13 protein-coding genes are annotated in these 13,985 nt (G+C 72.3%); 9 read left to right on the forward strand and 4 right to left on the reverse strand.

The genetic code is table 11. The features are described from left to right. Positions 1-33: 33 nt before the first annotated feature. Both ACZ4EG_RS20175 and ACZ4EG_RS20180 read left to right on the forward strand, forming a co-directional pair. Positions 34-522 carry a macro domain-containing protein gene (locus ACZ4EG_RS20175; protein WP_467791541.1) on the forward strand — a complete coding sequence of 163 codons (489 nt, stop codon included), beginning with the start codon at positions 34-36 and terminating at the stop codon, positions 520-522. Beyond that, entirely contained in the window at positions 519-1,436 is a 918-nt protein-coding gene (locus tag ACZ4EG_RS20180; protein WP_453545368.1) for an adenosine kinase, read from the forward strand. Before ACZ4EG_RS20175 ends, ACZ4EG_RS20180 begins: the two co-directional genes overlap by 4 nt. 34 nt (positions 1,437-1,470) lie before the next feature. On the opposite strand, the gene ACZ4EG_RS20185 is transcribed toward ACZ4EG_RS20180, so the two are convergent. Continuing rightward, the gene (locus ACZ4EG_RS20185; protein ID WP_467791542.1) at positions 1,471-2,964 is read right to left on the reverse strand and encodes a M1 family metallopeptidase; all 1,494 of its coding nucleotides are present in this window, start codon (positions 2,962-2,964) and stop codon (positions 1,471-1,473) included. Between the two features lie 181 nt (positions 2,965-3,145). Here ACZ4EG_RS20185 and ACZ4EG_RS20190 point away from each other — a divergent pair, with 181 nt between their 5' ends. Then, positions 3,146-5,095 (forward strand): Xaa-Pro dipeptidyl-peptidase, encoded by a 1,950-nt coding sequence (locus ACZ4EG_RS20190; protein ID WP_467791543.1) that lies wholly within the window; start codon positions 3,146-3,148, stop codon positions 5,093-5,095. 5 nt (positions 5,096-5,100) lie between these two features. On the opposite strand, the gene ACZ4EG_RS20195 is transcribed toward ACZ4EG_RS20190, so the two are convergent. Further along, on the reverse strand, positions 5,101-6,021 hold the full coding sequence (locus tag ACZ4EG_RS20195; protein ID WP_453546786.1) for an FAD-dependent oxidoreductase: 921 nt from the start codon (positions 6,019-6,021) through the stop codon (positions 5,101-5,103). A gap of 90 nt (positions 6,022-6,111) precedes the next feature. Between ACZ4EG_RS20195 and ACZ4EG_RS20200 the strand changes: the two genes are divergently transcribed. The 4 genes from ACZ4EG_RS20200 (at position 6,112) to ACZ4EG_RS20215 (ending at position 12,049) form a co-directional block, all read left to right on the forward strand. Beyond that, positions 6,112-7,140 carry an oxidoreductase gene (locus ACZ4EG_RS20200; RefSeq protein ID WP_467791544.1) on the forward strand — a complete coding sequence of 343 codons (1,029 nt, stop codon included), beginning with the start codon at positions 6,112-6,114 and terminating at the stop codon, positions 7,138-7,140. 36 nt (positions 7,141-7,176) lie between these two features. After that, positions 7,177-8,817, forward strand: coding sequence for an ABC-F family ATP-binding cassette domain-containing protein (locus ACZ4EG_RS20205; protein WP_453545376.1), 1,641 nt, complete (start codon positions 7,177-7,179; stop codon positions 8,815-8,817). Positions 8,818-8,902: 85 nt separating this feature from the next. Beyond that, positions 8,903-9,403, forward strand: coding sequence for a DUF1003 domain-containing protein (locus tag ACZ4EG_RS20210; protein WP_467791545.1), 501 nt, complete (start codon positions 8,903-8,905; stop codon positions 9,401-9,403). A gap of 132 nt (positions 9,404-9,535) precedes the next feature. Beyond that, complete coding sequence (locus ACZ4EG_RS20215) at positions 9,536-12,049, forward strand: flippase-like domain-containing protein (protein WP_467791546.1); 2,514 nt, start codon at positions 9,536-9,538, stop codon at positions 12,047-12,049. Between the two features lie 28 nt (positions 12,050-12,077). Here ACZ4EG_RS20215 and ACZ4EG_RS20220 read toward each other — a convergent pair whose 3' ends face one another. Then, the gene (locus tag ACZ4EG_RS20220) at positions 12,078-12,521 is read right to left on the reverse strand and encodes an SRPBCC family protein (RefSeq protein WP_467791547.1); all 444 of its coding nucleotides are present in this window, start codon (positions 12,519-12,521) and stop codon (positions 12,078-12,080) included. Further along, positions 12,518-12,841 (reverse strand): ArsR/SmtB family transcription factor, encoded by a 324-nt coding sequence (locus ACZ4EG_RS20225; protein WP_235452150.1) that lies wholly within the window; start codon positions 12,839-12,841, stop codon positions 12,518-12,520. Before ACZ4EG_RS20225 ends, ACZ4EG_RS20220 begins: the two co-directional genes overlap by 4 nt. Positions 12,842-12,941: 100 nt before the next feature. On the opposite strand from ACZ4EG_RS20225, the gene ACZ4EG_RS20230 reads away from it, so the two are divergent. Beyond that, positions 12,942-13,364, forward strand: a complete 423-nt coding sequence (locus ACZ4EG_RS20230; protein WP_467791548.1) for an SRPBCC family protein — start codon at positions 12,942-12,944, stop codon at positions 13,362-13,364. A 38-nt stretch (positions 13,365-13,402) separates the two neighbouring features. Next, entirely contained in the window at positions 13,403-13,978 is a 576-nt protein-coding gene (locus ACZ4EG_RS20235) for a TIGR03086 family metal-binding protein (protein WP_467791549.1), read from the forward strand. Positions 13,979-13,985: the final 7 nt, after the last annotated feature.

The following is a 13,985-nucleotide window of genomic DNA, read 5'->3' on the forward strand; positions in this document are numbered from 1 at the left end:
GCCACTGTCAGTGGCATCGCCTACGGTGGCGTCATGTCGGAGATCACATATGTCCGGGGTGACGCCACCGTGCCGTCGGGCAAGGGCGTCAAGGTGATCGCCCACGTCTGCAACGACATCGGGGGATGGGGAAAGGGCTTCGTCCTGGCGCTGTCGCGCCGCTGGCCGGAGCCGGAGGATGAGTACCGCGCATGGCACCGCCACCGCGCGTCGAACGACTTCGGGCTGGGCGCGATACAGCTGGTGCGGGCCGAGCGGTATGTCTGGGTGGCCAACATGATCGGTCAGCGGGGCACCCGCACGGGCAGCAAGGGCGTCCCTGTGCGCTACGAGGCCATCGACACGGCGCTCGCCCGGCTCGCCGACGAAGTGATCGAACTCGGCGCGTCCGTGCACATGCCCCGCATAGGCTGCGGTCTGGCAGGCGGGAAGTGGTCCCGGATCGAGCCGCTGATCACGGAGCGGCTGGTGCGGCGCGGGATCGCCGTGACGGTGTACGACCACGGGGAGGGCGGGGGATGAGCGACGGGATTGATGTTTTGGTGCTGGGCGGCGCGGGCGTGGACACGATCGTGTACGTCCCCGAACTGCCGCTCCCGTACGCCGACAGCTACATGATCGACTCCGGGATCCGCACCCGCGCCGGGCAGACCGGCGACTTCGTCGCGGTGGGCCTGAGCGCGCTGGGCCTGCGCACCCATCACCTCGACCTGCTCGGTGACGACCCCGAGGGCGAACTCGTCCGCGCGCTGCACCGGGAGCGCGGGATCCCGTTCACCGCGATCCCACAGCCCGCCGGCACCAAGCGCGCGGTGAATCTGGTCGGCCCGGACGGCCGTCGGCTCTCCCTCTACGACACCAGCCGGGCCCACGCCGACGACCGCTTCCCTGAGCGGACGGTCCGGGACCTCGCCGCGGCGAGCCGGCACGTCCACGTGGCCATCACCCACCCGTGCGCCGACGCCCTGCCCGCGCTGCGCGAGACCGGCGTCTCCGTCTCGACCGACCTGCACGACTGGGACGGCGAGAACCCCTACCACGAGCCCTTCGCCCACGCGGCGGACATCGTCTTCCTCTCGGCGGCGGCCCTCACCGACCCCGAGCGGACGATGCGCCGCATCGCGGACCGGGGCAGGGCCGAGCTGGTCGTCGCCACCGCCGGGGCCGAGGGTGCGTACCTGCTGTCCGACGGCGAGCTGAGCCACATACCGACGGTGACACCACCCGCGCCGGTGGTGGACACCAACGGCGCGGGCGACGCCTTCGCCGCAGGCTTCCTCTTCGCCCACCTCGACGGGGAGCCACCCCGGCGTTGCGCCCTGTACGGGACGGTGGCCGGGGCATACGCCTGCACGGTGCCGTCGACGGAGACGGACGCGATCGGCCGAGACCAACTGCTGGACCGGGTGGCGGAGCTGGTCTCGGCGGGCGTGTGAGCAGCCTCGCCCCCGGCCTCGTGCCTCCGGTGTCTCAGCCTCCGTGGGCCTCGTTCGTCGCCTCGATCTTCTTCCAGGACTTGGGCCGGACGGGGGCCGCCGCGGGCTCGGTGACGACCGCGGAGCGGGCCGCGGCGGCTGTCGGCTTCGTCGGCTGGAACAGCCAGGTGTCGAACAGGGCGGACAGCGGCTTGCCGGAGACCTTCTCGGCGTACGTCCGGAAGTCGGCCACGGACGCGTTGCCGTACGCGTGCTCCTTCGGCCAGCCCTTCAGGATGGCGAAGAACGCGTCGTCACCGACCTCGTTGCGCAGCGCCTGGACGGCCAGCGCGCCCCGGTCGTAGACGGCGATGTCGAACTGGTCGTCCGGTCCCGGGTCACCGGGCTCGACGGACCAGAAGGCGTCGTCGGCGGGGTGCGAGGCGTACACATAGTCGGCGAGCTGCTGCGTGGTGCCTTCGCCCTCGTGCTCCGACCACAGCCACTGCGCGTACCGCGCGAAGCCCTCGTTGATCCAGATGTCCTTCCAGCCCTTCAGCGACACGTCGTCGCCGTACCACTGGTGTGCCAGTTCGTGCACGACCACCGAGGTGTTGGAGCCGTTCGCGAACTGGCGCGGGCTGTAGTACACGCGGGTCTGGGTCTCCAGCGCGAACCCGGTGGTGGTGTTGGGGACATACCCGCCGGCCGAACCGAAGGGGTACGGCCCGAAGTAGCCGCTGAGCCAGTCGACGATCTCCCCGGTCCGCTCCACGCTCGCCCGCGCCGCCCCGTCGTTGTCCCCGAGGTCCTTGCTGTACGCGTTGACGACGGGGACCCCGCCCTCGGAGGTGCCCGTCGTGATGTCGAACTTCCCGACCGCCAGCGTGGCCAGATAGGTCGCCTGCGGCTTGTTCTCACGCCAGTTGTAGCGGGTCCAGCCCAGCCGCGAACTGCTCGACTGGAGCGTGCCGTTGGAGATCGCCTGGGTGCCGTCCGGCACGGCCACCGACACGTCGTAGGTCGCCTTGTCCAGCGGGTGGTCGTTGCTCGGGAACCACCACCAGGCCGCCTCGGGCTCGTCGGCCGCGATCGCGCCGTCGGGCGTGCGGTGCCAGGTGTTGAAGCCGTACGCGCTCTTCGTCGAGGGAACCCCGCTGTAGCGGACCACCACGGTGATCGGTGTGCCCTTGGCCAGCGGGTTCTTCGGCGTGATCACCAGCTCGTGCTGGCCGGAGGTGGCAAAGCCGGCCTTGGCGCCGTTGACCCGCACCTCGCTCACGTCCAGCAGGAAGTCCAGATCGAAGCTGGACAGCTCCTGCGTGGTCCTCGCCTGGATCGTCGCCGTACCCGCCAGCTCGTCCGTGGCCGGCTGGTACGTCAGCCGGAGGTCGTAGTGGGAGACGTCGTAACCGCCGTTTCCGTAGTTCGGGTAATAGGGATCGCCGATGCCCGGTGCGCCGGGAGCGGAACTTGCGGCCGATGCCGGGATCGCCAGCAGGAGAGAGGCCGCCGCGAGCGCGCCCGGCGCGAAGATTCTGCGGTGCACGAGAACTCCAAGTCGTAGGGGCACGAAGTCTGTTCGGAGCCTATTCAGACCCTGTGGCCCCTGACCTGTCCACAGCCCCTCGTGTCACACGATCGCCATCCGGCCGACATGAGCCACCCGTTCCCGACGTTCACTCAGCTGCCCTCTTCTGCACGGGAGTTGACCGGGGTACCGTCCGCGCATGCCGAAACGCACGCGCTTCACGATCTGGAGACCGCTCGCGACCCTGGCCGTCGCGGCCCTGATGGCCGCCTTCCTCACCCCCGTGGCCGCCCAGGCCGCGCCGCGCGAGAGCCGGCCCGTCTACTCGTACGCCCATGCCATCCGTGAGGCCGTCTGGGTGGACACCGGCCTCGACGGGGACGGCGACGGCAGGACGGACCGCGTTGCCGCCGACATCGTCCGGCCGGCCGAACCCGCCCGGCAGGGCCGCAAGGTGCCGGTCATCATGGACGCCAGCCCGTACTACTCCTGCTGCGGGCGCGGCAACGAGAGCCAGAAGAAGACGTACGACGCGAGCGGCCGCGTCGTCCGGATGCCGCTCTTCTACGACAACTACTTCGTGCCCCGCGGCTATGCCTTCGTCGGCGTCGACCTGGCCGGTACCAACCGCTCCGACGGCTGTGTCGACATCGGCGGCCGCTCCGACATCGGGTCCGCGAAGGCCGTGATCGACTGGCTGAACGGCCGCGCCAAGGGCTACACCAGCCGCACCGGCACCACCACGGTCAAGGCCACCTGGACCAACGGGAAGACCGGCATGATCGGCAAGAGCTGGGACGGCACCATCGCCAACGGCGTCGCCGCCACCGGCGTCAAGGGCCTGAAGACCATCGTCCCGATCAGCGCCATCTCCTCCTGGTACGACTACTACTTCGCCAAGGGCGCACCGCTGTACGACTCCGGCCCCGACTGGCTGTCCGACGCCGTCGAGAGCGCCGACGCCCGCGCCCACTGCGCCGCCGTACAGAAGAAGCTCGTCGACGGGGCCCCGCGCACCGGGGACTGGACCGGTCTGTGGACCGAACGCGACTACGTCAGACACGCGTCCAAGGTGAAGGCCAGCGTGTTCCTCGTGCACGGCATGCAGGACCTCAACGTCCGCACCAAGCACTTCGGCCAGTGGTGGGACGCACTCGCCAGGCACGGCGTCGAACGGAAGATCTGGCTCTCCCAGACCGGCCATGTCGACCCCTTCGACTACCGGCGCGGGGCCTGGGTCGACACCCTGCACCGCTGGTTCGACCACGAGCTCCTCGGCTACGCCAACGGCATCGACCGTGAGCCGATGGCCGACATCGAACGCCACCCGGACCAGTGGGTCACCTCCACGCTCTGGCCGCCGCGCGACACGCAGGGCACCACCCTGCGCCCGGCCACCGGCAGCCGGGCGGGCGTCGGCACGCTCGGCCTGCGCCGGGGACAGGGAACCGAGACCTTCACCGACAACCCGGCCCTGAGCGAGACCGACTGGGCCGCGCGGATCGGCACCGGCACCCCCGAGAAGGCCGGTTTCCTCACCAAGCCGCTCACCCGGGACCTGCGTCTGTCCGGCTCGTCAAAGGTCACCGTGACCGCCACGCCGACCACCTCGACCGCCCATCTCTCCGCGGTCCTCGTCGACCTCGGCCCCGGCACCATCCGGGACTACGCGGACGACGGCGAGGGCATCACCACCCTCACCGACCGCACCTGCTGGGGCGCGAGCACGGCCGGGGACAGCGCCTGCTTCAAGGCGACGAAGGCGAAGACGAAGGCCGTCGACTACACGGTGTTCAGCCGCGGCTGGGCCGACCTCGGCAACTACGCCGACACCGGCAAGGGCGTCCCGCTCACCCCGGGCAAGGCGTACACCATCACGCTCGACCTGGCGGCCACCGACCATGTCGTCCCCAAGGGCCACCGTCTGGCGCTGATCGTCGCGGGCACGGACAAGGACCTCATCGACCCGCCGTCCACCACCCCGACGCTCGGCGTCGACCTGGCCCGCACGTCGGCCAGGCTGCCGCTGGTGGGCGGTCCCGCGGCGTTCACCCGGGCGACCTCGGGCACCGCGTCCACCGCTCCCGCACCCACCTCCCTGGAAGGCGTCCGCTCACCCCGTACGATCCAGCGCCTCCCCGGTAGCTGACCGGCTCAGGCGGCCGCGCCCACCAGCGCGGCCGCCTCCCGGGCGCAGCCCCAGGCCACGGTGACGCCGGCGCCGCCGTGGCCGTAGTGGTGGACCAACGCCCGCCCGTCCGGCAGCGGCAGCCGCTCCAGCCGTACCGCGGTGCGTGCCGGGCGCAGCCCCACGCGATGGGCCAGCACCCTCGCCCCGGCGATCTCCGGCCGGACCGCGGCACACCGGGCGATGATCCCCGCGGCCACGGCCGGGTCCGGCTCCAGGGACCACGCGTCGTCCTCCGCCGTACCGCCCAGGATCAGCCCGCCCGGCTGGGGAAAGAAGTACGTGGAGGTGTCCGAGGAGTGATCGACGGAGGTGAACCAGGTCGTGACGCCCGGGTTCGCCACCACGACCAGCTGACCGCGCACCGGCCGCACCTCCGGGTCCGGTACGAGCTCACGGGCCCCCAGACCGGTGCAGTTGACCACGACCGGCGCGGGCACCCGGGCCAGATCGGTCACCACCCGCTCCTCGACCGTGCCGCCCGCCTTCAGCAACCGCGCCCGCAGCCATGCCAGATGGGCCGGCATGTCGATCAACGGCAGCCGTGCCGCCAGACCTTCGCCGTCGTCCGTAGTACGCAGCCCCGGCACGCGCGCCGCCCAGGGGCCCAGCTCGTCCAGACGCAGACCGCGGTGTACGCCCTCGACCATGCGTACGCCGGTCTCCTCCGGGCGCGTCGCCATGTCCTCGTACTCGGCAAGGGATTCGAGGGCCCAGCGGCCGACGAGCGGTTCCGGTTCGATGCGGTACGGCCACCACAGCGCGCCGGCGACCGCCGAGGTCGTGCGCTCGGCCGGGTCCCGGTTCCACACCCGCACCCGGACGCCGTTCTCGGCCAGCACCACGGCCGTGGTCAGCCCGACGACCCCGCCGCCGACCACGATCACGCGATTACTTCGCTCATGCTCCACGCGAGGACGTTAGCGAAATATGTCATGCCGCGCTCACATGCGTCCCACTCTGGGAATACTCACAGCATGTCTGCCGCATACGTGTCCTTCGGCCTGGCACCGGCGATGCGCGCCGGCGGTGTGCTCGCCGACGGCGGCTACCAGGTCCACCGGGACTTCGTGGACTTCATCGTCGACGGACGTCCGCTGCTGTTCCAGCTGTCCGACCTGGACGCCGTCTCCCCACTCGCCTCCGACGTCCCGCCCGCGATCTTCACCGCGCAGGTCCGCAGCCTGCTCCTGGAGAGCGAGGCGCCCCTGCCCGACGGCCGCTACGTCGTCTACGGCTGCCCCGAGTGCGAGGACCTGGCCTGCGGTGCGGTCACCGCCGTCATCGAGCGGGACGGCGACGACTATATCTGGCGGGACTTCGCCTGGCAGAGCGAGGACCATGCCGACCTGGAGCTCAACGGGTATCACGGCATAGGACCCTTCCGCTTCCACGGCGCCGAGTACCGCGCGGCCCTCGGCGCCCTCCTCGACGACGCCGACGCGCAGGCCCAGCCCCGCCGCCGGGTGCTGCTGATCGGCGCCCGCGTCGCGCTCCTCGCCAAGCTCGCCGCCGCCCTGCGCACCATCGGCATCGGCGCCGACATCACCCAGGACGCCACAGGCGTTCCCGAGGAGGAACTGCGCGCGTACGGCGCCGTCGCCTTCGGCCGGGCGATCGGCGAGGCGCAACGGGCCGCCGTACGCCGGGCGTTCGAGCGCGCCCGCGTCGACGTGGCCTATGTCGACGGGCTCGCCCCGATCGTCCCCCTGCTCGTCGCGCAGATCGAGCACGCCCTGGACCGCCGCCCCGTGGCACAGCGCCGGCTGACCCGCCTGGTGGCGGCGGACGGCGAGGCGGGCATCGAGGTCACCTCGCCCTGCCGGGTCCGTCTCACGGCGTACCGCCTCGACCGGCTCTACCGCACCCACACCCGGGAGGTGTTCGACGGAGTCCTGGAGGCCGGTCTGCACCGCATCGCCCTGGACGCCAAGGCGGTCAAGGGGGAGTCCTTCGTCGTGGCCCGGACCTCGGGGAGCGTGCTGGTGGAGGCGATGGCCCGCTGACCGGCGCGGCGCGCGGCCATTAGGATCGGCGGTCTGATGACTGCCACCCTCGTCGCCAAGAACCTCGCCGCCGGCCACGGCGACCGCTCGCTCTTCTCCGGGCTCGACCTCGTCGTCGCGCCCGGGGACGTGATCGGGCTGGTCGGTGCCAACGGCGCGGGCAAGTCCACGCTCCTGAGGCTGCTCGCCGGGCTGCTCGCGCCCGAGCACGGCGAACTGCGCCTGTCCCCGCCCAGCGCGACCGTCGGCCATCTGCCCCAGGAGCCGGAACGACGGCCCGGCGAGACCGTACGGGAGTTCCTCGCCCGCCGCACCGGCGTCGCCGAGGCCCAGCGGGTGCTGGACGAGACGACACAGGCCCTGGTCGACGGCGCGCCCGGTGCCGACGACGCCTACGCCACCAGCCTGGAGCGATGGCTGGATCTCGGCGGCGCCGACCTGGAGGAGCGCGCGGAGGAAATCGCCGACTCGCTGGGCCTTGCCGTGGACCTGGACCAGCCGATGACGTCCCTGTCCGGCGGCCAGGCGGCCCGCGCCGGCCTCGCCTCGCTCCTGCTCTCCCGCTACGACGTCTTCCTGCTCGACGAGCCCACCAACGACCTTGACCTGGACGGCCTGGAGCGCCTCGAACGCTTTGTGACCGGCCTGCGCGCGGGGACCGTCGTCGTCAGCCACGACCGCGAGTTCCTCACCCGCACCGTCACCAAGGTCCTCGAACTCGACCTCGCCCAGCGGCAGATCAACCTCTACGGCGGCGGCTACGAGGCCTACCTGGAGGAGCGCGAGGTGGCCCGCCGGCACGCCCGCGACGACTACGAGGAGTACGCCGACAAGAAGTCCGCCCTGCAGGACCGCGCGCAGATGCAGCGCTCCTGGATGGACAAGGGCGTGAAGAACGCCAGGCGCAAGGCGGGCAACGACAACGACAAGCTCGGCCGCAAGTTCCGCAGCGAGGCCAGCGAGAAGCAGGCCGCGAAGGCCCGCCAGACCCAGCGGATGATCGAACGCCTCGATGTGGTCGAGGAGCCGCGCAAGGAGTGGGAGCTGCGCATGGAGATCGCGACCGCGCCGCGCTCCGGCGCGGTGGTCGCGACCCTGCGGGACGCGGAGATACGGCGCGGGGACTTCACCTTCGGCCCGGTCTCGCTGCAGCTCGACTGGGCGGACCGGGTCGCGGTGACCGGCGCCAACGGCGCGGGCAAGTCGACGCTGCTGGGCGCGCTGCTCGGCCGCGTCCCGCTGGACGCCGGGCACGCCTCCCTCGGCTCGGGCGTCCTGGTCGGCGAGGTCGACCAGGCCCGCAAGGTGTTCCACGGCCCGGAGGCGCTGCTGGACGCCTTCTGCGCGGCCGTCCCGGACACCGAGCCGGTCGAGGTCCGCACCCTGCTCGCCAAGTTCGGCCTGAAGTCGGACCATGTGCTGCGCCCGGCGGCCACCCTCTCCCCGGGCGAGCGCACCCGCGCCGCCCTGGCGCTGCTCCAGGGCCGGGGCGTCAATCTGCTCGTCCTCGACGAGCCGACCAACCACCTCGACCTGCCCGCCATCGAACAGCTGGAGTCCGCCCTCGACTCCTACCAGGGCACGCTGCTCCTGGTCACCCACGACCGCCGGATGCTGGACGCGGTCCGCGTGACCCGCCGACTGGAGGTGGCGGCGGGCAAGGTCACGGAACGTTGACCCGACCTCGTGCCGCGCCGGGGATCGGGCCCGACCGCCGCGTAGGCTCACGGCTGTTCCACGGACGGTCGGTCGGGGAGTGGGCATGAGCGGTGGTGCGGTGAGCGGTCCGGGTCGACCCGGCGGTCCGGGCGGTCCGGGTCTGCGGCTGCTGCGCGAGCAGGACGTGCTCGCGCGGATACGCGGGACCGAGGACAAGATCGCGGACGCGATCACCGCCTTCGCCGGGACCATGCTGTTCGTCTATCTGCACGCCCTGTGGTTCACGGTCTGGATCGTGTTCAACGAGGGCGCGTTCGGCCAGGAGGCGGTCTGGGATCCCTTCCCCTTCGGACTGCTCACCATGATCGTCAGCCTGGAGGCGATCTTCCTGTCCACCTTCGTGATGGTGAGCCAGAACCGCCAGGCCGCCCGTGAGAACGTGCGCGCCGACCTGGACTTCGAGACCAATGTGCGCTCGGAGGTGTGGTCGATCCACATGGGCCGAGCCCTGGGAGTCGATCCCGCGGAGGTCGAGCGCAGGGTGCAGGAACTCCTCGCGGAGAACCACGCCCGGATGAGCGGTTCCGCCAAGCCCCCGCAGTGAGGCGGGACCGTCACCGCACGCCCGCAGGCCCGCCCCCGTGGTGGGACGATGAAACGGGTGTCCGGGCCGGCCGGACGACGTCCGGGGAAGTGAGCGCATGGGCCGTCCTCGCGTCCCTGCCGGGGGCCGGAGGTGACCGGGCACCGCGACATGATCCTGTCCTCCGACATCGTGGGGAAGGCGGACGACCGGGCGGCGCCGGCGATCGACGCGCCCCCGCCGCGCGATGTGCGCCGGGCGGCCGATCTGTCGCGGCTGCTGGTCTCCCTGGCCGTGCTCGGGATGACGGTGCTGGTGGCGGTCGTCACCCGGGAGTTCGCCCGCAGGGCGCAGCAGGGGCTGCTGTCAGCGGCGGCCGCGCTGTCGCCCGGCCTGCGCGACGGCCTGGTCGGCACGGTGCAGGTCGTCGCCCTGGTGGCGCCGGTCGCGGGCCTGGCCGTGCTCGTCGTACGCAGGCGGGTCGACGCGCTGCTCAGGGTCCTGCCCGCGGCCGCGCTGGGCGCGGCGACCGCGTGGGCGCTCACCCATCTGGCGCTGGCCCGTGGCCGGCCGGATCTGTGGCCCGAGGTGCTGGTCGGCCGGAGCGGAGCGGTCCGGGCGGGCTGGCCGCCCTCGGTGTACCTGGCGGCGTGGGCCGCGGCCGTGGTCGCCGCGGGACCCTGGCTCGCGCGGCCCTGGCGGCGCGCACTGTGGTCCCTGACCGCCGCGTGCGCGGTGGTGGGCGCCGTGGCCGCCGCCCTTGTGCCCCTTGAGGCCCTCGCTGCCCTGGCCGCGGGCGGCGCGGCCGGCTCCGCGGTCCTGCTCATGGCGGGCGGCCCGCCGGACCGGCCGCCGGCCCGGGCGGTCGCCGACGCGCTGGCCGACTGCGGGATCCCGCTCGCCACCCTGCGCGAGCTGCCCGCGGAGGAGCAGCTTCCCGGCGAGGGGATCCGCTACCGCGCCGAGACCCCCGCAGGCGCGCGGCTGACCGTACGGGCCGTCGCCGCCGAGGACCAGGGCCGCGACCTGTTCCACCGGCTCGCCCGGCGCACGCTGCTGCGCCACCCGGACGACCCCGGCACGCAGACGCCGCTCACCGTCGTGGAGCACGAACTCCTCATGCTGGTCTTCGCCGCCCGCACCGGCGCCCGGGTCGACGAACCCGTGATCGCCTACCCGGTGGACGGAGGGGGCGCGCTCCTGGTGACCGTCGGGCAGGACGCCCGCCCGCTGTCCGCGCTTGCGGCCGAGGACCTGACCGACCAGCTGCTCGGCGGGGTGTGGCAGTCCGTGGCCCGCCTGCGCGAGCACCGCCTCGCGCACCGTGCGCTGCGCACCCAGCACGTCCTCGTCGAACCGGACGGCACGCCCCGGCTCACCGCGTTCGCCCGGGCCCGGCTCAACGCGCCGCCCGAGGTGCTCGGCAGCGACATCGCCGAACTGCTGGCCACGACCGCCGTACGCGTCGGCCCGCGCCGCGCCACCGCCTGTGCGCTGGCGGGGCTCGGCCCCGACGCGCTGGCGAGCGTGCTGCCGTATCTGCAACCGCTGGCGCTGATCGGCCCGGCGCGGCGTGAGGTCGCGCGGTACGACCAGGAGCGGGCCCGGGCCGCCGGGCAGGGCGTCCGGCGGCGGGCGCGGCGCCCCGGTGGCCGGCCCAGCCTGATGCACGACCTCGCCACCGAGGTCCGTACGGCGTGCGAGGCGCCGTCCGTCGCGCCGGCCCGCCTGGCCCGGTTCACCTGGAAGAGCGTGCTGGGCCTGCTCGGCGCGTTCCTGGTGCTGCACCTGGTGCTCCCGCAGTTCGCCAATGCCCCGGCCGCCCTCCGCGCGCTGGGCGACGCGAACTGGTGGTGGCTGCTCGCCGTCGTGCCCGTCACCTTCGTCTCGCAGGCGTTCTCGACCTTTCTGCAACTGGGCACGATCCCGGACCGGCTGCCGTTCGGACCCACGTACCAGGTGCAGTTCGCCAGTTCGTTCCTGAACCGGATCACCCCCAACAACGTCGGCGGCATGGCGCTGAACCTGCGCTATCTGCAGAAGACAGGCATCGAGACCGGCGCGGCCACGGCCTCCGTCGGGCTGCAGAGCGTGGCCGGAGCGGTCGCCAACGTCCTTGTCGCCGCGATGTTCTTCGCCTGGGCCGGAGGGCACCACGCCGGAGCGCATCTGGACGTGCCCGTCGGCCGGTACGCGCTGCCCGCCATCGCGCTCACACTCGCCGCCGGAGGGCTGATCGGCCTCACCCCGCCCGGCCGGCGCTTCCTGCACGAGAAGGTGTGGCCGTTCCTGAGCTCGGCTGGATCGACCATCAAGGGCATCGCCACCGACCCCCTGAAGATCGCCCTCGGCACCGTGGGTGCGCTCGGCCTGCCCCTCGTCCAGGTCGTGGGTCTCGCCCTGAGTGTCCACGCACTCGGCGGCGACCTCCCCTTCATCCAGGTCGGCGCCGCCTACATGGCGGCCCGGCTGATCGCCAACGCGGCTCCGGTCCCCGGCGGTCTGGGCGCGCTCGAAGCGGGACTCATCGCCGGCCTGACCGCGCTCGGCGTGCCGGCCGGGCCCGCCACCTCGGCCGTCCTGGTCTACCGGCTGCTCACGTTCTGGCTCAACGTCCCGCTGGGCGCGCTGGCCCTCGGCTTCGTCCAGCGGCGCGGGTACGTGTGACGCCGGCTCACATCAGGCTGACGCCGGCTCACATCCAGGCGTCGGGACCGGGGTCGCCGCCTTCCGCGACGACGGCGAGCCGGTCGGTGTAGTGCGTCCAGCCCTCCTCGTGCGCGGCGCAGGCCTCGGGGGAGGGCAGATCCCGGTGGACGAGCCGCAGCAGGGTGCCCTCGGGCACCGGTTCCAGGATGATCTCGACCGTCGTGGAGCCGGGCGGCACCAGCATTCCGCCCTCGGACTCGGCCCAGCCCCAGGTGAACACCAGCCGCTTGGGCGGGTCGATCTCGACGAAGCGGCCCTCCGCGACGTTCTCACCGTTGACCCTCGTCCGGTAGGCGCCGCCCGGCTCGAAGCTGAACTCGCCGTCGGCGCCCATCCAGGACAGCCACTTGTCCCGGTCGGTGAAGAAGGAGAACACCGTCTCGGGGCGCGCCGCGATGCGCCGCTCCACGGTGGCCGTGTTGATGCTCACGAGTCCGTCCCTTCGGATCGCCCGTCCCGCTCCGCCGCCTCCGCGAGCTCGGCGAGCGTGTCCAGCTTGGCTGACCACATGGACTGCAGATACGCCGCCAGCGGACCAAGCGCCTCCCGGTCGGCCCGGTAGAAGCGCTTCTTGCCCTCCTGGCGCAGCGTAACCAGGCCGGAGTCCCGCAGCACCTTGAGGTGCTGGGAGACCGCCCCGAAGGTGACGTCGAACCGCTCGGCGATCTCGCCCGCGGACAGCTCCGCGTCCCAGACCAGCCGCAGGATCTCGCGCCGCCGGGGCTCAGCGACCACCCGTACCGCATCCATGGAAGTCATTTTAGTCGCCACTTGAATTTGCCATCCACTCCGAGTCATTTTAGTGTGGACTAAATCGAAGGCCGGGGGACTCACGAAGGAGCACCACGACATGCCCGACATCGCCATGCAGCTGGCCATCGAGGCCGACGCGGACACCGTGTACGAGGCGATCTCCACGACCGACGGGATCCGCGGCTGGTTCACCGCGACGGTCACCGCCGGCGAAGGCGTCGGCAGCCTGCACGAGCTGGAGTTCCCCGGCGTGCCCTTGCCCTGGCGGCTGCGGGTGAGCGAGGCGGAGCCCGGCAAGCGGCTCGTCCTGGCGGGCCAGAACGGTCCCTGGACCGGCACCGAGCAGACCTACGAGATCCTGGCGCGCACGGAGGGCGGTGTGACGCTGCGCTTCACGCACAGCGGCTTCCCTGCGGTCGACGACGCCTACCGCGACTTCACCTATGGCTGGGCGACCAAGTTCGTGCAGCTCAAGAGCTACGCCGAGACCGGCGAGCCCGCGCCCTTCTTCACCGGCTGACACCCACCACACCCCACGGAACCTCCCGGGAGAGCACCATGAACGCCCAGCACAGCGCACTCGGCCCCGCCATCCGCGAGTGCGCCGACGCCGTCGCCTCGACGGCCTCCGGCATCCGCGACGAACAGCTCCAGGACCCCACCCCCTGCGAGAAGTTCACGGTCGCCGAACTCCTCGACCACCTCGGTACGACCCTCCAGGCCTCGGCGCGGGCCGCCCGCAAGGAGGCGCAGCCCGGCACCGGCGCCGCCGCCCCGGCCGTGTCGCCGCGGGACCTGGCCGACACCGTGGGTCTGGCCGCGGCCGCCTGGTCCGACCAAGCCGCTTACGAGGGCACCACCGAGTTCGGCCCGGGGGAGATGCCCGCCGTCTTCGCCGCCTCGATCACCCTGCACGAACTCGCCCTGCACGGCTGGGACCTGGCACGCGCCACCGGCCTGCCGTTCGCCGTGAGTGAGGAGACGGCACGGATCGCGCTCGGTGTGGTCGAGCAGATCGGCGGCCAGGTCCGCGAGAACGGAGACTACGGCCCGCCCGTCGCCGTACCGGCCGACGCCTCCGCCTTCCAGCGGGCGCTCGGCGCGAGCGGCAGGAATCCAGGATGGCAGGGCTGACCGGCCG

This window comes from Streptomyces sp. NPDC025638, assembly GCF_055558775.1.

Bases quoted from the DNA above. Each gene is read 5' to 3' on its own strand.
- ACZ4EG_RS20175 (WP_467791541.1), top strand. From the start codon at position 34: ATGTCGGAGATCACATATGTCCGGGGTGACGCCACCGTGCCGTCGGGC.
- ACZ4EG_RS20180 (WP_453545368.1), top strand. From the start codon at position 519: ATGAGCGACGGGATTGATGTTTTGGTGCTGGGCGGCGCGGGCGTGGAC.
- ACZ4EG_RS20190 (WP_467791543.1), top strand. From the start codon at position 3,146: ATGCCGAAACGCACGCGCTTCACGATCTGGAGACCGCTCGCGACCCTG.
- ACZ4EG_RS20200 (WP_467791544.1), top strand. From the start codon at position 6,112: ATGTCTGCCGCATACGTGTCCTTCGGCCTGGCACCGGCGATGCGCGCC.
- ACZ4EG_RS20205 (WP_453545376.1), top strand. From the start codon at position 7,177: ATGACTGCCACCCTCGTCGCCAAGAACCTCGCCGCCGGCCACGGCGAC.
- ACZ4EG_RS20210 (WP_467791545.1), top strand. From the start codon at position 8,903: ATGAGCGGTGGTGCGGTGAGCGGTCCGGGTCGACCCGGCGGTCCGGGC.
- ACZ4EG_RS20225 (WP_235452150.1), bottom strand. From the start codon at position 12,841: ATGGATGCGGTACGGGTGGTCGCTGAGCCCCGGCGGCGCGAGATCCTG.
- ACZ4EG_RS20230 (WP_467791548.1), top strand. From the start codon at position 12,942: ATGCCCGACATCGCCATGCAGCTGGCCATCGAGGCCGACGCGGACACC.
- ACZ4EG_RS20235 (WP_467791549.1), top strand. From the start codon at position 13,403: ATGAACGCCCAGCACAGCGCACTCGGCCCCGCCATCCGCGAGTGCGCC.